Genomic DNA, 18,984 nt, shown 5'->3' with positions numbered 1-18,984 from the left:
GCCTCTATGCTGCCTGGCATGATCGTGCGGTGGGTCAGGGAGGCGTATCCGGTCTGGTGACCGGCGCGGTCTTCAAAATCGCTGAGCGGCAGATCCTGTCGCTGGCGGGTTCGATTCCCGTCCGCCTCCGCCACCTTCGAGGCTGATCACCCGTCCCACACCACGAGCCCGTCGCCGCGGATTCGCGCGCCCTCCGACGGCGTGTGCGGTACGAGACGGCCATCGTGCATGAGATGAGCGACCGGCACCTCGAACCGCAGCACCGCCACGTCGGCGACGATGCGTCGGTGGCAGCGCCACCACACCGACTCGCTGCACATCATCGCGGTGTGCCGGTCCTGCGACTGCTCCACCAGCTCGCCCAGCGCGTCTGCGAACTCGTCGGTGCGCGTGTATGCGGCGTACGCGGCGAACTGCTTGACGCGCCACCACGGGTCCTCGGGCTCGGCGCCGGCGGGCAGGCTGCGGCGTCCGCCGAGCCGCTGCTCCCAGCGGTAGGCCAGCCCGGCGTCTGCGGCCCACTCGGTGATCGCGGCGGTCGCCACGTCGGGGTTGTGCCGGCTGTTCGGGTAGCGACGGATGTCGACGAGCGCCTCGACCTCCGCCCCGCCCAACAGTCGGACGAGCTCCGACCTGTCGAGCGCACCGTGGCCCACCGACGTCAACACACCACCGTGTGTACCCGATCGACCGCGTTGCGCCATGATGGCTGCATGCGACCGTCGCATTGCGCACGTACGTCGCGGGGGTGCCGGTGACCGACCCACGACGACGGGTACCACGCACCGACGCGCTGCTCGCCGACCCGCGCCTTGCCGAAGCATCGCGAGTGCTGGGTCGTACACTGGTGAAAACCGTTGTGGGACAGTCGCAGCAGCGGGCGCGCACCGGTGAGATCGAGCCGGAGCGGGTGGCCGACGACGCGGTCGCCTCGCTGCCGACGAGCGCGGCCACCCTGCGGCCGGTCATCAACGCCACCGGGGTCGTCGTGCACACCAACCTGGGGCGGGCGCCGTTGTCGCGGGCGGCGGTCGACGCGGTCGTCACCGCCAGCGGCGCCACCGACGTGGAATTCGACCTCGAGACCGGCCGACGGGCGCGGCGCGGCCGCGGTGCGCTGGCCGCGTTGGCCCGGGCCGTCCCGACCGCCGGAGGCGTGCACGTCGTCAACAACAACGCCGCCGCGCTGCTGCTCACCGCGATGACGTTGGCGCCCGGCAAGGAGATCATCGTCAGCCGTGGTGAGCTGATCGAGATCGGCGACGGCTTCCGGCTGCCCGAGTTGATGGAGTCGACCGGCTCGCGCATCCGCGAGGTCGGCACCACCAATCGCACCCACCTGCGCGACTACGCCGACGCGCTCGGGCCCGACACCGGCTTCATTCTCAAGGTGCACCCGTCGAACTACTCGGTCAGCGGGTTCACCTCGACGGTCGAGGTGCCCGAGCTCGCCACGCTCGACGTTCCCGTCGTCGCCGACATCGGCTCCGGCCTGCTCACCCCGCACCCGCTGCTGCCCGACGAGCCCGACGCGACGACGATGCTGCGCGACGGCGCCGATCTCGTCACCGCCAGCGGCGACAAGCTGCTCGGCGGTCCCCAGGCGGGCCTGATGTTCGGCGCGGCCGAGCTGATCGAACGGCTGCGGCGCCATCCCGCGGCGCGGGCGCTGCGGGTAGACAAGCTGACCCTCGCCGCGCTGGAGGCGACGCTGGTTGGCCCGCCGCCGCCGGTGATGCAGGCGCTCGACGCCGCCGTCGCCGATCTGCGGGCCCGCGCGCAGAAATTGGCCGTCCAGCTGCCGGATGCCGAGGCCGTCGACTGCACCGCCGCCGTCGGCGGTGGGGGCGCACCGGACGTCGCGTTGCCCAGCGCCGCGGTCAGCCTGCCGGAGTCCTACGCCGCGCCGTTGCGCACCGGTGCGCCAGCGGTGGTCGGGCGGCTGGAGGGCGGCCGGTGCCTGCTGGACCTGCGGACGGTGGCTCCTGACGACGACGGCCTGCTCGCCCAGGCGGTGCTGGCGTGTACGTCGTAGCGACCGCGGGCCACGTCGACCACGGCAAGTCCACGCTCGTCGAGCGCCTCACCGGCATGTGGCCCGACCGGCTGGCCGAGGAGCAGCGCCGCGGCCTGACCATCGACCTCGGGTTCGCATGGACGACGCTCGACGGCCGCGAGGTCGCGTTCGTCGACGTGCCGGGCCACGAGCGGTTCGTCGCGAACATGTTGGCTGGATGTGGGCCGATGCCCCAAGAAAGCCCAGTGATGTTCGTCGTGGCCGCGACCGAGGGCTGGATGCCGCAGTCCGACGAACATCTCGACGCATTACGCGCGCTCGGGGTCCGGCGCCTGCTGGTGGTGATCAGCAAGGCCGATGTCGCCAACCCCGCGACTGCTCTTGAGCAGGTGCGCGAGCGGCTCCCCGATGCGCCGGTGGTACTCGGGACCGACCTGGAAGCCGTTCGCGCTGTGGTGGTTTCGCTTGTCGACGGGTTGCCTGCGCCGGCGCGGGATGCCGATGTGCGGTTGTGGGTGGACCGGTCGTTCACCGTCCGCGGCGCGGGCACCGTGGTGACGGGGACGCTGGCGGCGGGCACGCTGCGCGTGGGCGACGAGCTCGAGCACGGCGGCCAAAAGGTCACAATCCGGGGCCTGCAGTCGCTGGGCCGGGACCGTCGCGAGGTCGGCGCGATCGCGCGGGTGGCGGTGAACCTGCGCGGCGTCGACCGCCAGCAGATCGGCCGCGGGGACACCATCCGTACGCCGGGTGCGTGGCTGGACACCACCGAAATCGACGTCTTGCTAAGGGAATCCGGTGAACTACACCGACAACTGGTACTGCACATCGGATCGGCGGCGGTGCCGGTGCACGTGCGACCGCTCGGCGCGAAAGGCGCCCGACTTCGGTTGGCGCGTCCGCTGCCGCTGCGGATCGGCGACATCGGGCTGCTGCGCGACCCCGGCGAACATCGCATCGCGGCCGGCATCGAGGTGCTCGATGTGCGGCCGCCGGCGCTGCGGCGTCGCGGGGCGGCCCGCGAGCGTGGCGACGAATTGGCGACAGGACGCGTCCGCCCGCCACTGTGCGCGCGCGTAACCGAACTGCGCGCCATGGGTTTTGACGCCGACGGCACACGCGTCGGTGACTGGGTGGTCGACGACGAGTGGTGGGCTCAGCGCCGGCGACAGATGACAGCGGCGCTCGACGGCTGGACGGCCGGACACGACGTCGCGGCCGGGATGCCGCTGGAGGCCCTACGTCAACAGGCCGGCCTGCCCGCCGCGGAGCTGCTAGCCGCGCTGTTGGACGGCACCGAGCTCCAGGTGGTCGACGGCGTCGTGCGACGACCGGACGCCGAGTTGCCCGCGCGCGTCGACAAGGCCGTGCGCACTGTCGAGGAGTGGTTGGCGGCCGAGCCGTTTCGCGCACCGGAGGCCGACGAACTCGCCGACTTGAACCTGGGACCACGCGAACTCGCGGCGGCGGTCCGCGCTGGCCGGCTGAGCCGGATCGCCGACGGCGTGGTCCTCGGACCCGATGCGGTCGACCGCGCAGCGGAGGTACTCGCGACTCTGCCGCAACCGTTCACCGTCGCCGAGGCCAAGCGCGCGCTCAACACCACCCGACGGGTCGCGGTGCCGCTGCTCGAACACCTCGACGCGCGCAAGGTCACCCGCCGCGCCGCCGACGGCACCCGCACGCTGCTGTAACCCCTGCCCCTAACCCCGCGAGCGCTCACCCTTGTACGTCAAGGCCGCGAAATCTGTACATAACTGAGCGCTCGGCCCTGGTGAGCGTTTGGTCTCCCGACGTCCGGGTACGCCGCGCGGGTACGGAAGGAGCGACCATGGCCGACATCAAGACAGGCAACATCGTCGACGACATCATCGCCGACCACCGCGAATTCGAGAGCGTCTTCACCGAGATCGAATCCGCAGGGGACCCGCACAGCCAGCCCGAGCTCGTCGAGCATGTGATCGCCGGGATCGTCAGGCATGCGGTCGCCGAGGAGGAGTACGTCTATCCGGCGGCACGGGAGACGGTGCCCGACGGCGACGAGATGGTCAGCCACGAGATCGAAGAGCATTCTGAGGCCGAAGAGATCATGAAGGAGATCGAGAAGGTCGGCCCCGAGGACGCCAAGTACGACGAACTCGTGCGCAAGTTGATCGCCGACATCCGCCATCACGTCGAGGACGAGGAGAACGATCTGTTGTCAAAGATGCGGATCGCGGCGACGTCGGATCAGCTTCGTGACCTCAGCGAGAAGTTCCACCGCGCCAAGAAGATGGCACCGACGCGGCCGCATCCGCAGGCGCCGGACCACCCGCCGGCCAACCGGATCCTCGCACCGGGAGCCGGGCTCGTGGACCGGCTGCGCGACGCGTTGTCGGGGCGGAACTAACCGGCGGTCCGCTCACGCTCACAGGCCCAAATCGCTGAGACCCGGATGGTCGGCCGGTCGCGGGCCTGACCGGTCCCATCCGAACAGCCGCTGTCCCTCGCTGATCGGCACGTCGTTGATGCTGGCGTGACGCGCCTTCATCAGCCCGTCGGCGGCGAACTCCCAGTTCTCGTTGCCGTACGCGCGGAACCATCGCCCCTCGACGTCGTGGTACTCATAGGCGAACCGAACGGCGATGCGGTCGTCCCCGTAGGCCCAGAGCTCCTTGATCAGCCGATACTCGAGCTCCTGGCGCCACTTGCCGGTCAGAAACTCGATGATCTGCTCGCGGCCCTTGATGAACGTCGACCGGTTGCGCCACCAACTGTCCGGCGTGTACCCCAGCGCGACGCGTGCGGGGTCGCGTGTGTTCCAGTTGTCCTCGGCAGCACGAACTTTCGCGATAGCGGTGTCGTGGGTAAACGGTGGCACCAGCGGTGTCGAGCTCATCGCGTGTCCTTCCCGAAGCCTTTACGTACAGAACCGTACGCTCGGCGCCTTTATTCAGCGCTCCGATTTGATCACCTGCGCCAGGCTGAACTGCCACCGCTCGACGAGCCGGAAACCCATGTCGTGGCTGACTGCGAAGGCGCGCGTCCCGCCGAACAAGGGCCCCGGCGGGATCGCCACGCCCTCTTCGTGTTCCGGGGCGTTCGGGTCGGCCTGCGTGATGATCCAGACGACGTCGCAGTGTTCGAGCGGCCCGACCGACGCCTCCGGGATCAGGTTCGTGTCGAACACGTTGCGGCGGTCGACGGCGCGCTGCCACAGGCTGACGTCGACCAGGCCGAGGTAGGCGTCGGGACGCGCCGCCATCAGCGGCCGCATCGGGGCCGGGTGGAAGGTGACGGTGTCGTTGACCAACAGGCAGTCACCCGCAGCGGCCTTGGCGCTGATCAGGTCGGCGACCTGGCTGTAGTCCATGTCGTACTTCGCATACGGGCCTCGTTGCACCGCAATGAAAGTAGGCGTCGCGACCAGCGCGAACACCACCACGACGACCGCCGCCACCCACGCCCGACGCGCCACCACCATGATGCAGACGCCCAGCAGCAACGCCATCGCGGGCGCGGTGAAGCACAGATACCGCGGCGTGTAGAGCGGTTCGCGCACAGCCGAGTACGCAACGATCAACGCCGTCGGAATGATCAACCAGGCGACCGCCAGCACGGCCGCTTCGCGGTCCCCGACACTCGGTCGCCTGGCGAAGATCCACACCGCGAGAGCCGCCAGCACCACCACCGCCGCCAACGCCGCGAAGTACGGATTGCGATCGAAATACTGTTGGACGGCAACGTCTTCGAACGTACGCGTGCCGATCGGCGTGATCCAGCTGATCTGCTGTGCCTGCCCCGCGACCACCTTGACGAACGGCGCCGTCACCGCGACGCCCACGCCCGCGGCGATCGCAAACGGCAGCACCACCGCGCGTCGTCGCCGGAAGGCCAGCACGAACACCGCGTGTGCGGGGACAAGGAGCGCCAGGTAGACGTCGAACAGAATCGATACGGCCAGCAGAGCGCCGTATCCTGTCCACGCCCAACGTGATTCGCGCCCCGACGCCCACACCAGCACCACGGTCAGCCACACCGCGAGCACCATCGTCAGCGCGTACGGTCGCGCCTCGATACCCGCCCATGTCGCGCGGGGCAGGATCGCGCACACGACGCCGGCGGTCAGCCCAACTCCGCCCGACGACAACTGCCGCCCCAGCACCACGACACCCGCCGCGGCCACGCCGACGGCCAGACCGCTGGGCACCCGCGACCAGAACTCCGTCGGCGGCGCGATGGTGAACCAGCCGTGCATCAGGACGTAGTACAGGCCGTGCACGGCGTCGACGTCGCCGAGCATCTGCCACAGCGCAATCAGGGGTCGGCTGTAAGACGCCGAGATCGTCGCGGCCTCGTCGTACCAGAACGACGGGCGTCCGGCGCCCGCGAGGCTCACCGCAGCGCCGAGGATGCCGACGAGCAGCGGTCCCAGCCACGCGGACCGCTCGCGGTCTACCAGACGCGGATCCAGTCGACGAGCATGACCGACGGATAGGGCGCCCGACGCGGGTCGCCGCCACCCGAACCACCGACCGCCAGGTTGAAGATCGCCTGCAACCAGTAGCCGGGGATCCCGAACGGCCATCGCAGGTCGTCGGGCCGGCCGTGAACCGGAATCGGCTTGGCCGGAACGGTGAAGTACGGCTTGGCGCCGTCGGTGTAGTCACGCCAGAAGCGGAACCCGTCCTCGCTCCACTCGGTGCGCCAGGTGTGCCATGCGGGATCCACCAACTGCGGAATCGACATGCCCTCCCAGGTCTTGCCGTTCGAGGCGGCGTGGACGGTGGTTCCGGGCGGCCACGACTCGTTGCCGTAGTACTCGACGATGTCGATCTCACCGTCGGGTAGCGGATCCTGGTTCAGCAGCCAGTACGCCGGCCAGAGACCGGGGTGCATGCAATCGAGCTTGATGCGCGCTTCCCACGTCGTGCCGATCTGGCCGCGGAAGTGGCTGAGCACCTTGCCGCTGAAGTACTGGTCGCCTTCCTGGGTGGCGCACAGCACGAGGTTGGAGTTGCCGTCGACGAACACATTGCGGCGGTCGTCGCGGTAAATCCCCACTACCGGGGGCCAAACGTCGTCCTGCCAGTTCTGGACGAGCCACTTCGACGGGTCGGGCGCCGAACCGGCCGGACCATCGAATTCGTCCTGGAAGAGGTAGCCGCCGGAAGCCGCATCGGGCGGCGGCTGCACCGGTGCCGGCTGCTGCGGCGAGGCGTTCACCAGCGGCGCGGGTAGGGCCGCGCCGAGCGCGGCGACTCCGGTCATCTTCATCAGGGTGCGACGGTCGATTTCGGCCACAGCAGCACCTTAGAGGGTGCGAACCTTGATCACGTCGGGTTCCGACCACCGTGGTGTCAGCGGCGGTCATCCGGCGGCGCCGCGCGCTTGGAGCAAACCACTCCTGACGAGCCGCAACGCCGACATAAGTCCGCTTCGTGGCAACAGGCTCGTGTTCACGGTTTGATGGGAGGCACGTCGGGTAAGGAGGCACTGTGGACCTCAAGGGGTTGTTCCAGTCGTGGCCGGTGTACCGGCAGCTCACGGGCGAGGACCGGCTGGGACGCGGCCAGGCCGCCCAGTCCAAGCGCTCATCGACGCTGACGCCGCGCACCACCGCAGCCGACCGGGTCGCGCACTCCGTGTGCCCTTACTGCGCGGTCGGCTGCGCGCAGAAGGTCTACGTCAAAGACGAGAAGGTCATCCAGATCGAGGGCAACCCCGACAGCCCGATATCGCGAGGTCGCCTGTGCCCCAAGGGGTCTGCGAGCAAGCAGCTCGTCACCGGCCCGCAGCGGCTGACCAAGGTACGCTACCGCCCGCCGTACGCCACCGAGTGGCAGGAGATCGATCTCGAGACCGCGATGGACATGGTCGCCGACCGGGTTCTCGATGCGCGCGAGAAGGGCTGGCAGCAGTTCGACGCGGACCGCAACACGCTGCGCCGCACCATGGGCATCGCGAGCCTGGGCGGCGCGACGCTGGACAACGAAGAGAACTACCTGATCAAGAAGCTATTCACCGCGCTGGGGGCCCTACAGATCGAGAACCAGGCGCGTATTTGACACAGCGCCACGGTTCCCGGTCTGGGAGCCTCCTTCGGTCGCGGCGGGGCGACGGACTATCAGCAAGACCTCGCCAACGCGGACTTCATCGTGATCATGGGTTCGAACATGGCCGAAGCCCATCCGGTCGGCTTCCAGTGGGTGGTCGAGGCCAAGGCGCGCGGAGCCAAGGTCGTCCACATCGATCCGCGGTTCACCCGCACGAGTGCGCTGGCCGACCGGCATCTCACGCTGCGGGCCGGCAGTGACATCGCGTTCCTCGGCGGCGTCATCAACTACATCCTGAGTAACGACCTCGACTTCCGCGAGTACGTCACCGCCTACACCAACGCCGCGTTCATTGTCGACGAGCAGTTCCGGGACGCCGAGGACCTCGACGGCCTGTTCTCCGGCTACGACGACGAAACCGCCTCCTACGACCCGTCGACGTGGCAGTACGAAAGCACCGACCCCGAGAGCGGCGGCTCTGAGGCCAAAGAGCACGCGGCCGCCGATGAAAGTGGTTCCGGCGGACCGCCGGTCGGGGGCGGGGCGGGCCAGATCCCGAGCGACCCGACACTGCAGCATCCGCGCTGCGTCTACCAGATCCTCAAACGGCATTACGCCCGCTACACGCCGGAGATGGTGGAGCGGGTATGCGGTGTTCCCCGCGACGACTTCCTCGACATCGCCCGGGCGTGGACCGAGAACTCCGGGCGCGAACGCACCGCCGCCCTGGTCTACAGCGTCGGGTGGACCCAGCACACGATGGGTGCTCAGTTCATCCGCGCCGGCGCGATCATCCAACTGCTGCTCGGCAACATCGGCCGCCCCGGGGGAGGCGTGTTCGCCTTGCGCGGGCACGCCAGCATCCAGGGTTCGACCGACGTGCCGACGCTGTTCAACCTGCTGCCCGGTTACCTCGCCATGCCGCACGCCGGTCAGGAGACGCTGGCCGACTACCTCGACGACATCAAGAGCCAAAACCAGAAAGGCTTCTGGCACAACGCCGATGCCTACATGGTGTCGCTGCTCAAGGAGTACTGGGGCGAACACGCAACCGCCGACAACGACTTCTGCTTCGACTACATGCCCCGCATCAACGGCGACCACGGCACGTACCGCACGGTGATGGACATGGTCGACGGCAAGGTGTTCGGCTACTTCCTGCTCGGCCAGAACCCCGCCGTCGGATCGGCACACGGTCGCCTGCAACGCCTCGGCATGGCGAACCTCGACTGGTTGGTGGTGCGCGACCTCGTCGAGATCGAGAGCGCGACGTTCTGGAAGTCGGCCCCCGAGATCGAAACCGGGGAGATCAGCCCAGAGACGTGTCGCACCGAGGTGTTCCTGTTCCCCGCCGCCTCGCATGTCGAGAAGTCCGGCACGTTCACCCAGACCCAGCGCAAGCTGCAGTGGCGCGAACAAGCGGTCGAGCCGCAAGGCGACGCCCGATCCGAGCTGTGGTTCTTCTATCACCTCGGCCGGATCCTGCGCGAAAAGCTCTCCGGCTCAACAGATGAACGCGACCGTCCGCTGCTGGACCTGTCGTGGGACTACCGGATGGACGGTGACGAGCCGTTGGCCGACGACGTGCTGCGACGCATCAGCGGCGTGGATCTGACCACGGGCCGAGCCGTCGACAACTACCTGTCGCTGAAGGCCGACGGCTCCACGATGTGCGGCTGCTGGATCTACAGCGGCGTATACGCCGACGAGGTCAACCAGGCCGCGCGGCGTGAACCGCACGACGACGCCCAGTGGGGCTGGGTGTGGCCGATGAACCGGCGCGTGCTCTACAACCGCGCCTCGGCCGACCCGCAGGGCAGGCCGTGGAGCGAGCGCAAGAAGCTCATCTGGTGGGACGCCGAGAAGGGGGAGTGGACGGGTTATGACGTCCCCGACTTCGAGAAGACCAAACCGCCGGACTACGAACCACCCTCGGACGCAGTCGGTGTCGAGGCGCTGCGCGGCGACGACGCGTTCGTCATGCAGGCCGACGGCAAGGCGTGGCTGTTCGCGCCCAACGGTGTGCGCGACGGGCCGCTGCCGACGCACTACGAACCGCACGAGTCGCCGATGGCCAACGCGTTGTACAAACAGCAGGGCAATCCGGCGCGCAAGGTGTACGGGCGTGCGGACAACCCGTCGAACCCGTCGCCGCCCGAGTTGCACGGCGAGGTGTTCCCGTTCGTCTTCACCGCTGCCCGGCTGACCGAACACCACACCGCCGGCGGCATGAGCCGTCAGCTGCCGTACCTCAGCGAGCTGCAACCGGGGCTGTTCGTCGAGGTGTCGCCGGCGCTGGCCGCCGAACGCGGTCTGACGCACATGGATTGGGCGCACGTGGTGACCAGCCGGTCGGCTGTCGACGCGCGGGTGTTCGTGACGGACCGGATGCGGCCGCTGCGCGTCGAGGACCGGGTGGTGCACCAGGTGTGGATGCCGTACCACTGGGGCAACGTCGGGTTGATCGACGGTGACGTCGTCAACGACCTGCTCGGCGTGGTGGCAGATCCGAACGTGTTCATCCAGGAGAGCAAGGTCGCGACGTGCGACATCCAGCCGGGACGCCGGCCCAGGGGTGCGGCGCTGTTGCAGTACATCGCGATGTACCGCGAGCGGGCGCGCATCACCCCGGAGACGGGTACCAACCTGGACACGACCGGGGCGTCGGCCGATCACACCGAGGAGACGCCATGAGCAACAACAGTTTCTACGGTCCTCTCGACGATGTGGCCGCCGACGCGGGATACGGCGAACACCCGCCACGGATGGGGTTTTTCACCGACACGTCGGTGTGCATCGGCTGCAAGGCGTGCGAGGTCGCGTGCAAAGAGTGGAACGAGGTTCCCATCTCTGGGGACGGGGACGGGTTCAACCTGCTGGGCATGTCGTTCGACAACACTGGCGAACTGGGCGCGAATTCGTGGCGCCATGTGGCGTTCATCGAGCAGCCGTCTCGGGAACGCGTCGACCTCGGCATGCCGGGTTTCGAGCGGCCGGGCGACACCATGAGCGCCGAAACAAGGCAGGACTTTCGCTGGTTGATGAGCAGCGACGTCTGCAAGCACTGCACCCACGCCGGCTGCCTGGACGTGTGCCCGACGGGCGCGCTGTTTCGCACCGAGTTCGGGACCGTCGTTGTGCAGCAGGACATCTGCAACGGCTGTGGCTACTGCGTCTCGGGATGCCCGTACGGGGTGATCGAGCGGCGCGAGGGTGACGGTCGGGCGTGGAAGTGCACGCTGTGCTACGACCGCTTGCGTGACGGGCTCGAACCGGCCTGCGCGAAGGCGTGCCCGACGGACTCCATCCAGTTCGGTGTCCTCGACGAGCTGCGCGAACGAGCAGCCCTGCGCGTCAACGAGTTACACGAACGCGGTATCACTGAGGCGCGGCTGTACGGCGAAGACCCGAACGACGGTGTCGGCGGCGACGGTGCGTTCTTCCTTCTGCTCGACGAACCGGAGGTGTACGGATTGCCGCCGGATCCGGTGGTGCCGACCCGCGATGCCGGGGCGATGTGGCGCTATGCGGGCATGGCGGCCTCGGCGATGATCGGCATCGCGATGTCGTCGTTCCTGGGCAGGCGACGCTGATGCCCCGCGAGCAACTCAACGTGCCGAAGGCCGAGTTCCGGTCGTACTACGGCAAGCAGATTCTCAAGAGCCCGGTGTGGAACTGGATGATCGCGGCGTACCTGTTCTGCGGCGGACTGTCCGCAGGCTCGGCGATGCTGGCCGCCGGGGCCGACTTGACGGGACGCACGCAGCTGCGCAAGGTGACCCGAATCGGTTCGCTGGTCAGCATTTTGGCGAGCCTGTACTTCCTGATCGCCGACCTCGGCCGCCCGGAGCGGTTCCACCACATGCTGCGGGTGGCCAAGCCGAGCTCGCCGATGAGCATGGGCACCTGGATCCTCTCGGCGTACGGCCCGGGGTCGGGGGTGATCGCGGTGGCGGAGCTGATGCCGCGGCGGCTGCGACGCACGGCGCTGGGCCGGCTGGTCGACTGGGTGGCGCGACCGGCCGGGCTCTGGGCGGCGGGGACGGCGCCGGGGGTGGCGTCGTACACGGCAGTTCTGTTGTCGCAGACGGCGGTTCCGGCCTGGCGGGAGGCGCACCCGTATCTGCCGTTCGTGTTCACGGGTTCGGCGGCGGCCAGCGGTGCGGGCCTGGGGATGATGCTGGCGCCCTACGGCGAGAGCGGTCCAGCCCGACGAATGGCTGTCCTGGGCGCGGGTATGGAAGTCGTGGCGTCGCGGACGATGGAGCGGCGGCTGGGCGTGGAGGGCGAGGCGTATACGACCGGACGACCACATCGTTTGCGCCAACTGTCGGAGGTGCTGACCGTCGGCGGAGCCGTCGGCGCGGCGCTCGGGCGGAACCGCTCGACGATGGTCGCGTCCGGGGCGGCGCTGCTCGTCGGCAGCGCACTGCAGCGGTTCGGCGTGTTCGAGGCCGGCGTGGCGTCGACGCAGGACCCCAAGTACGTCGTGGTCCCGCAACGAGAGCGCCTCAACTCTTCCCGGCGAGACTCTTCCCCGCGAGCAGACGCAAACCTGCCCGAAAACGCGTGAAAATGGGCGAGTTCGCGTCTGCTCGCGGATAGGGTGGCCCGGGCACCCGGCTCGGTGGGAGGTTGACGATGGCGACGACAACCCAAGCGGAACCGCCGCGGTCGACAGCCGCGGAAACCCGGCGGGCGATCTGGAACACGATCCGCGGCTCGTTGGGCAACCTCGTCGAGTGGTACGACGTCTACATCTACACGGTGTTCGCCTCGTACTTCGAAGGCCAGTTCTTCGCCGAGTCCGAGAAGAACTCGACGGTGTACGTGTACGCGATCTTCGCGGTGACGTTCGTGATGCGGCCTGTTGGCTCGTGGTTCTTCGGACGTTTCGCCGACCGGAGAGGTCGACGCGCCGCGCTGACGGTCAGCGTGTCGCTGATGGCGCTGTGTTCCATGGTGATCGCGCTGGTGCCGTCGCAGGCGACGATCGGGGCGGCGGCGCCGATCGTACTGGTCCTCGCGCGCCTGGTGCAGGGGTTCGCGACCGGAGGCGAGTACGGGACGTCGGCGACATACATGTCGGAGGCGGCGACCCGCGAGCGCCGCGGCTTCTTCTCGTCGTTCCAGTACGTGACGCTGGTGGGCGGTCACGTGCTGGCGCAGTTCACGCTGCTGGTGCTCGACGCGTTCCTCGACGAGGATCAGCTGCGCGACTTCGGCTGGCGCATCGGTTTCGCGATCGGCGGTGTCGCGGCGGTCGTGGTGTTCTGGCTGCGGCGCACGATGGACGAATCGCTCAGCGAGGACGTCATCGAGGCGACGAAGGCCGGCGAGGACAAGGGCGCCGGGTCGATGCGCGAGCTGTTCACCCGCTACTGGAAGCCGCTGCTCATCTGCTTCCTGATCACGATGGGCGGCACCGTCGCGTTCTACACCTACAGCGTCAACGCGCCCGCGATCGTGAAGACGGCGTACAAGGGCGAGGGGATGACGGGCACCTGGATCAACCTGATCGGGCTGATCTTCTTGATGCTGCTGCAACCGGTCGGCGGGATGATCAGCGACAAGGTGGGGCGCAAGCCGCTGCTGCTGTGGTTCGGTTTCGGCGGGGTGGTATACACCTACATCCTGATCACCTATCTGCCCGAAACCCGTTCTCCGCTCACGTCTTTCCTGCTGGTTGCGGTTGGATACATCATCCTCACCGGCTACACCTCGATCAATGCGCTGGTCAAGTCGGAGCTGTTCCCGGTGCACGTGAGGGCGCTCGGCGTGGGCGTGGGCTACGCGTTGGCGAATTCGATGTTCGGCGGCACGGCGCCGCTGATCTACCAGGCGCTCAAGGCGCGCGATCAGGTGCCGCTGTTCATCGGGTACGTGACGGTGTGCATCGCGATCTCGCTTCTGGTGTACATCTTCGCCTTGAAGAACAAGTCGGAGACGTTCCTGGACCGGGAGCGCGGTTCGGCGTTCGTGCGCTGATTTCACGCGCGCGTGAGACTGTTACCATCTAGACGAATCATGTGATGTGCCAGCGCCCTAGCCTCGCCGAGGGATTCGGGGGTTGAGTGGTTCGCCGTCACAGAAGGGTCCGACAAGTCATGCGCCGTCAATCCTCCAGCGCGCGCCCGACGATCAGCGGATCGGGCTCGCCGACCACCGCGTGGTCCTTGTCGTCATAGTCGAAGCGCGACAACAGGTATCGCATCGCGTTGATCCGGCCGCGCTTCTTGTCGTTGCTCTTGACCACGATCCACGGGGCGTAGTCGGTGTCGGTGGCGACGAACATGTCCTCCTTGGCCCGGGTGTAGGCCTCCCACCGGTTGACCGCTTCCATGTCCATCGACGAGAACTTCCATTGCCGCAGCGGATCGACGAGCCGGATCGCGAACCGCGTCCTCTGCTCGGAGGGTGACACCGAGAACCAGAACTTGGTGAGATGCAGTCCCGAGTTGACCAGCATCTCCTCGAATGCCGGTGCCTGCCGCATGAACTCGGCGTGTTGTTCAGGTGTGCAAAAACCCATGACCCGCTCCACGCCTGCGCGGTTGTACCAGGAGCGGTCGAAGAGCACCATCTCCCCGGCGGTGGGCAGATGTTTGACGTATCGCTGGAAGTACCACTGCGACTTCTCTTCTTCGGTCGGCTTCTCCAGCGCGACGACGCGGGCACCCCGAGGGTTGAGGTGCTCCATGAAGCGCTGGATCGAGCCGCCCTTGCCCGCCGCGTCTCGACCCTCGAACACAATGACGTGTCGTGCGCCGGTGCGCTTGCTCCAGTTCTGCAGCTTGAGCAGTTCGATCTGCAGGCGCCGCTTGGTGCGCTCGTATTCGTCGCGGCTCATTCGCTCGTCGTACGGGTAGCGCTCGCGCCAGGTCTGGATCGGATTTTCGTCACGGTCCAGCAGCACCGGGTCGTCTTCGTCCTCGTCGTTGACGGTGTATCCGTGGTTGTCGGTCGCGAGGGCGTCCAGGTCGATCTCTGAGTCTGCAGTCGTCATCACCGGCTCCTAATGAGCCTCGCCTACCCGCATGCCTGCGCGGCTAACCGCGCTAACCTCAGCGGGTGCGGCTTCTCCGCGCCGTGGCCGGCGCCCCGTTGAGTTTCGTGTGGCTGCTCGTTCTGCTCGTCACGACGCGTGTGCAGCGCTCGGCCGGTCGTCGGGGTTCGCGACGGATCCAGCGCCGAAACTCCACGAACCTGCGCCGACTGCGGTCAGAACCGCATCGGGTACTCACCACCAGCCTGTTCTGGCTCGACGACCACAGGTGGTGGCCCTACGTCCCGGTGTTCGTCACCGTCGTCGCGCCTGCGGAGCGACGATTGCGTTGGTGGCGTTGGCTTCTCGTGGGCATCTGCGCTCACGTCATCGGCACCTACCTCGGGCAGAGCTACCTGCGGTTGCTGATCCGGACGGGCCGAGCGCCGCAGCGGCTCGAGAACGCACGCGATGTCGGGGTGAGCTACTTCGTCCTCGGGGTGGCCGGCGCGCTGTCGGGCTACACCCGCAGGCAATGGCGACCCGGCGCCCAGGCCGTCGCGACGCTGGCGCTCACGGGGAACGCCGCCGCCCGGCCGACGTTCACCGAAGTCGGGCACCTGACCGCGTTCCTCGTCGGCCTCGCCGCGGTCCCGCTCACGCCGGACCGCGACTCGCAGCCCTATCCGCCGCTACCGCGCTGACCTCGGCGAATCCGCGCCGAGGTTTCGCGATTGCCACCTCGGGAACGATGTGGCCATGGATTGGGAATGTGCCGTCGTCGGGGGCGGGGCCGCCGGGCTGAGCGCCGCCCTCGTGTTGGGACGCGCGAGACGTCGGACGGTCGTCATCGACGCCGACGAACAGAGCAACCGCGCCGCCAACGTCATCGGCGGCATGCTCGGCTATGACCAGCGTCCGCCCGCCGAGCTGTACGCCCAGGGGCGCCGCGAGCTGACCGCCTACCCCAGCGTCGAGTACCGCCACGGGAAGATCGTCAGCGGCCGCCCTGCCGACAACTGCTTCATCCTCGAACCTGACGACGGCGATCCGATCCTCGCCAAACGGGTTCTGCTCGCCACCGGCATGCAGTACTGCCCACCCGACCTGCCCGGCCTCGCGGAGCTGTGGGGCACCTCTGTGTTCCAATGCCCGTTCTGCCACGGCTGGGAGATGCGCGACAGGCGCCTCGCCACCATGGCGGCCGGCGAAGAGGCCATGCATTCGGCGCTGATGCTGCGGGGCTGGAGCGACGACGTCGTTCTGCTCACCGATGGACGCACCGACCTGTCGCCGACCGACAAGGAGGTGCTGGAAGCCGCCAACGTCACGATCGAAGACCGTCGTGTCGTCGAATTGCTCAGCGAAAACGGACAACTCAGTGCCATCGCCTTCGCCGACGGCGACCGCCTGGCTCGCGACGGTCTGCTGGTCGAGGCTCCGCTCAAACAACGCTCACAGCTTGCCGACCAGTTGGGCGCCGCCTGCACTCCCGGGCCGCTGGCGGCCGACACCATCAGCATCGACCCGATCCACCGCACGGAGGCCAGCGGCGTGTTCGCCGCAGGCGACCTGTGTAGTGAACAGCCCTACGTCGCAGGCGCGATCGCGGCGGGATCGAAGGCGGCGATGATCATCGTGCAGAGCCTGCTCGCCGACGAGTTCAGCCTGCCCTATCCGCCGATCTGACCCAGCAGCGCGTCGCACGTCACCGGCAGATCCCGAACCCTAACCCCGGTGGCGTGGTAGACCGCATTGACGACCGCAGCGGGCGAGCCGACGATACCGATCTCTCCGGCACCGCGGGAACCCATCGGATTCGAATGCGGGTCAATGTCATCGAGCCAGATCGCGTCGATGTTTGGGACGTCGGCGTGCGAGCTGATGTGGTAGGTGGCGAGGTCGCGGGTGACGACGTGACCGAACCGATGATCGCGCACGCTCTCCTCGTGCAGCGCCATCGACAGTCCCATCGTCATTCCGCCGATCAGCTGTGACCGCAGCGTGGTCGGGTTGATCGCCCGGCCGATCGAGAACACGCCGAGCATCCGCGACATGTGGATCTCGCCGGTGTAGCGGCTCACGCGAACCTCGGCGAAGTGCGCGCCGAACGAGTACATCGCATGGTCCTGCGCCTCTTCGTTTTCCGGAGCCTCGGTGAGCGTCGCGGTCCCGACCTCCGGGTCATCGCCGTGGTCGTGACGGAACTGCCGCGCGGCCGCCACGATCGCGCGGCCCCACGAGCTGATGCCTGACGATCCGCCCTCCACCGACGCGGCGGGTAGTGCGGTGTCACCGATCTGCAGCTCGACCGCGGACAACTCGCATCCGAGTGCGTCCGCCGCGATCTGCGACAAGGCGGTCCAGGTGCCGGTGCCGATGTCGACAGCGCCGATCTGTACCGCATAGCGCTGCGGGGCAACACATTCGATACGAGCATTGTTGCCGGGCTGGATCATCGCCGGATACACCGCCGACGCCACACCGGTGCCGATCAGCCATTCGCCGTCGCCGCGGCTGCGGGGCTTCGGATCGCGCGGCGCCCAGCCGAACCGGTCGGCGCCGGTCAACAGGCACTCGACCAGCCGACGGTCCGACCACGGATTGCCGGTCTCGGGGTCGACGTCGGGCTCGTTGCGGATGCGCAGCTCGATCGGGTCGACACCACACTCCACGGCCAGCTCGTCCATCGCGACCTCGAGCGCGTACGTACCCGGACATTCGCCCGGTGCACGCATCCAGAACGGTACGGGGACATCGAGTTTCGCCAACCGGTGCGAGGTCTTGCGGTTGGCGCCGGCGTACATCATGCGCGACGGCACAGCGGTCTGCTCGGCGAACTCCTTGACCGTCGCGGTCTGCTCGACCACCTCGTGGCTGACCGCGGTGATCTTCCCGTCGCGATCCGCACCGAGGCGGATGTGCTGGATCGTCGGGGTGCGGTATCCGACGACGTCGAACATCTGCTGGCGCGTCAACGCGAGCTTGACTGGGCGACCCGCGGCGCGTTGCGCGGCCATAACAGCGAGCGTGTTGTGCGAATGCGGTGCACCCTTGGAGCCGAATCCACCGCCGATGTGCTTGGCGATCACGCGGACCTGCTCCTTGTCCCGCCCGAACATCGTCGCCATCTGCTCACGCGCGACGTGCACGCCCTGCGTCGAATCCCACAGCGTCAGACCGTCCTTGTCCCACTGAGCAATACAGGCATGCGGCTCCATGGGGTTGTTGTGCTCGTGCGGCGTCGTGTACGTCTGGTCGACGGTGATGGCCGCCGAACGCAGCGCGGACTCCACGTCGCCCTCGGAGGTGTCGGTCGGAAACGACGGGTTCACCTGCTCGGGCGCGTACAGCCCGGGGTGTTCACCGCGAATCTTCGTATCGTGGTCGGCGGCGTCATAGGAGACCCGCACGAGACTCGCTGCGTGGCATGCTGTTTCGGCGCTCGACGCGATGGCACCGCCGATGATCTGCCCGCGATAGCTCACCCGATCGTCCTGCAGGATCGTCAGGTCACCGTCGGATGCGTCGGCAAGCCGGGGAGCGTCGAACACGGTCAACACGGCGGTGACCCCATCCAGCGCTACCGCCGCCGAGGTATCCATCGCGGTGACGCGTCCCTTGGCGATCGTCGCTTGGACGGGGTGCACATACAGCGGTGCGTCGACGCGGTGCTCGAACGCGTAGGGGGCCGTCCCGGTGACCTTGGCCGGGCCGTCGAGGCGGGTGACGCGGAGCTGGACCAGGCGCAGCCGTTGTCCGGCAACGAGTTCAAGGTCGAGCTGACGCGCGGCGCCATCGTCGCCACACTCGCCGCGCTGACAAACGGAGCGCAGCGATGACCGCGCTGGAACCCCGCACCATCGGCACCCGCGTCACCCGCCTCGACGGCCCGGCCAAGGTCACCGGGACGGCCCCCTACGCGTTCGAGCACCGCGTCGACGCAC

16 protein-coding genes and 1 tRNA gene are annotated in these 18,984 nt (G+C 68.0%); 11 read left to right on the top strand and 6 right to left on the bottom strand.

Features of this window, described 5'->3' with window-relative positions:
- Window positions 1–38 precede the first annotated feature (38 nt).
- Window positions 39–133: transfer RNA gene (locus A5698_RS23755), tRNA-Sec, on the top strand.
- A 13-nt stretch (window positions 134–146) separates the two neighbouring features.
- On the opposite strand, the gene A5698_RS23750 is transcribed toward A5698_RS23755, so the two are convergent.
- The gene (locus tag A5698_RS23750; RefSeq protein ID WP_068301933.1) at window positions 147–668 is read right to left on the bottom strand and encodes a DUF488 domain-containing protein; all 522 of its coding nucleotides are present in this window, start codon (window positions 666–668) and stop codon (window positions 147–149) included.
- Between the two features lie 86 nt (window positions 669–754).
- Here A5698_RS23750 and selA point away from each other — a divergent pair, with 86 nt between their 5' ends.
- The 3 genes from selA (at window position 755) to A5698_RS23735 (ending at window position 4,406) form a co-directional block, all read left to right on the top strand.
- On the top strand, window positions 755–2,035 hold the full coding sequence (selA, locus tag A5698_RS23745) for an L-seryl-tRNA(Sec) selenium transferase (protein ID WP_068302058.1): 1,281 nt from the start codon (window positions 755–757) through the stop codon (window positions 2,033–2,035).
- Complete coding sequence (locus tag A5698_RS23740) at window positions 2,023–3,711, top strand: selenocysteine-specific translation elongation factor (RefSeq protein WP_068301931.1); 1,689 nt, start codon at window positions 2,023–2,025, stop codon at window positions 3,709–3,711. Before selA ends, A5698_RS23740 begins: the two co-directional genes overlap by 13 nt.
- 137 nt (window positions 3,712–3,848) lie before the next feature.
- The gene (locus A5698_RS23735; RefSeq protein WP_068301929.1) at window positions 3,849–4,406 is read left to right on the top strand and encodes a hemerythrin domain-containing protein; all 558 of its coding nucleotides are present in this window, start codon (window positions 3,849–3,851) and stop codon (window positions 4,404–4,406) included.
- A gap of 18 nt (window positions 4,407–4,424) precedes the next feature.
- Here the strand turns inward: A5698_RS23735 and A5698_RS23730 are convergent, their stop codons facing one another.
- From A5698_RS23730 to A5698_RS23720, 3 genes are read right to left on the bottom strand one after another with little or no spacing between them, the layout of a single operon-like run.
- Window positions 4,425–4,895 (bottom strand): nuclear transport factor 2 family protein, encoded by a 471-nt coding sequence (locus tag A5698_RS23730; RefSeq protein ID WP_068301926.1) that lies wholly within the window; start codon window positions 4,893–4,895, stop codon window positions 4,425–4,427.
- Between the two features lie 54 nt (window positions 4,896–4,949).
- A complete protein-coding gene (locus tag A5698_RS23725; RefSeq protein WP_068302055.1) occupies window positions 4,950–6,458 on the bottom strand; it encodes a glycosyltransferase family 39 protein in 1,509 nt (502 codons plus the stop codon).
- Window positions 6,452–7,291, bottom strand: coding sequence for a glycoside hydrolase family 16 protein (locus A5698_RS23720; protein WP_068302052.1), 840 nt, complete (start codon window positions 7,289–7,291; stop codon window positions 6,452–6,454). The genes A5698_RS23725 and A5698_RS23720 overlap by 7 nt, the downstream gene beginning before the upstream one ends.
- A gap of 203 nt (window positions 7,292–7,494) precedes the next feature.
- Between A5698_RS23720 and fdh the strand changes: the two genes are divergently transcribed.
- The 4 genes from fdh to A5698_RS23695 all read left to right on the top strand — a co-directional run bounded on the left by fdh (window position 7,495) and on the right by A5698_RS23695 (window position 14,040).
- Window positions 7,495–10,746: a formate dehydrogenase gene (fdh, locus tag A5698_RS23710; protein ID WP_156670872.1), complete on the top strand. Its 3,252-nt coding sequence runs from the start codon at window positions 7,495–7,497 to the stop codon at window positions 10,744–10,746.
- Window positions 10,743–11,645 carry a 4Fe-4S dicluster domain-containing protein gene (locus tag A5698_RS23705; protein ID WP_068301916.1) on the top strand — a complete coding sequence of 301 codons (903 nt, stop codon included), beginning with the start codon at window positions 10,743–10,745 and terminating at the stop codon, window positions 11,643–11,645. The genes fdh and A5698_RS23705 overlap by 4 nt, the downstream gene beginning before the upstream one ends.
- Window positions 11,645–12,625: an NrfD/PsrC family molybdoenzyme membrane anchor subunit gene (gene nrfD / locus A5698_RS23700; protein ID WP_068301911.1), complete on the top strand. Its 981-nt coding sequence runs from the start codon at window positions 11,645–11,647 to the stop codon at window positions 12,623–12,625. The genes A5698_RS23705 and nrfD overlap by 1 nt, the downstream gene beginning before the upstream one ends.
- 68 nt (window positions 12,626–12,693) lie before the next feature.
- Window positions 12,694–14,040: an MFS transporter gene (locus A5698_RS23695; RefSeq protein WP_068301908.1), complete on the top strand. Its 1,347-nt coding sequence runs from the start codon at window positions 12,694–12,696 to the stop codon at window positions 14,038–14,040.
- A gap of 127 nt (window positions 14,041–14,167) precedes the next feature.
- Here the strand turns inward: A5698_RS23695 and ppk2 are convergent, their stop codons facing one another.
- A complete protein-coding gene (ppk2, locus tag A5698_RS23690) occupies window positions 14,168–15,058 on the bottom strand; it encodes a polyphosphate kinase 2 (protein WP_068301906.1) in 891 nt (296 codons plus the stop codon).
- A gap of 65 nt (window positions 15,059–15,123) precedes the next feature.
- On the opposite strand from ppk2, the gene A5698_RS23685 reads away from it, so the two are divergent.
- Both A5698_RS23685 and A5698_RS23680 read left to right on the top strand, forming a co-directional pair.
- A complete protein-coding gene (locus A5698_RS23685; protein ID WP_068301901.1) occupies window positions 15,124–15,741 on the top strand; it encodes a rhomboid-like protein in 618 nt (205 codons plus the stop codon).
- 55 nt (window positions 15,742–15,796) lie between these two features.
- On the top strand, window positions 15,797–16,726 hold the full coding sequence (locus tag A5698_RS23680) for an NAD(P)/FAD-dependent oxidoreductase (RefSeq protein ID WP_068301898.1): 930 nt from the start codon (window positions 15,797–15,799) through the stop codon (window positions 16,724–16,726).
- Here the strand turns inward: A5698_RS23680 and A5698_RS23675 are convergent.
- Window positions 16,711–18,693, bottom strand: a complete 1,983-nt coding sequence (locus tag A5698_RS23675; RefSeq protein WP_502688984.1) for a xanthine dehydrogenase family protein molybdopterin-binding subunit — start codon at window positions 18,691–18,693, stop codon at window positions 16,711–16,713. The genes A5698_RS23680 and A5698_RS23675 overlap by 16 nt on opposite strands.
- Between A5698_RS23675 and A5698_RS29630 the strand changes: the two genes are divergently transcribed.
- Complete coding sequence (locus tag A5698_RS29630; protein WP_231967509.1) at window positions 18,682–18,879, top strand: hypothetical protein; 198 nt, start codon at window positions 18,682–18,684, stop codon at window positions 18,877–18,879. The two genes, A5698_RS23675 and A5698_RS29630, sit on opposite strands and share 12 nt — an antisense overlap.
- Window positions 18,880–18,984: the final 105 nt, after the last annotated feature.

The organism is Mycobacterium sp. E136, from assembly GCF_001666865.1.
Lineage (GTDB): Bacteria > Actinomycetota > Actinomycetes > Mycobacteriales > Mycobacteriaceae > Mycobacterium.
Note: the sequence above shows the minus strand (reverse complement) of the source record. Positions and strands in the feature narration are given on the sequence as shown.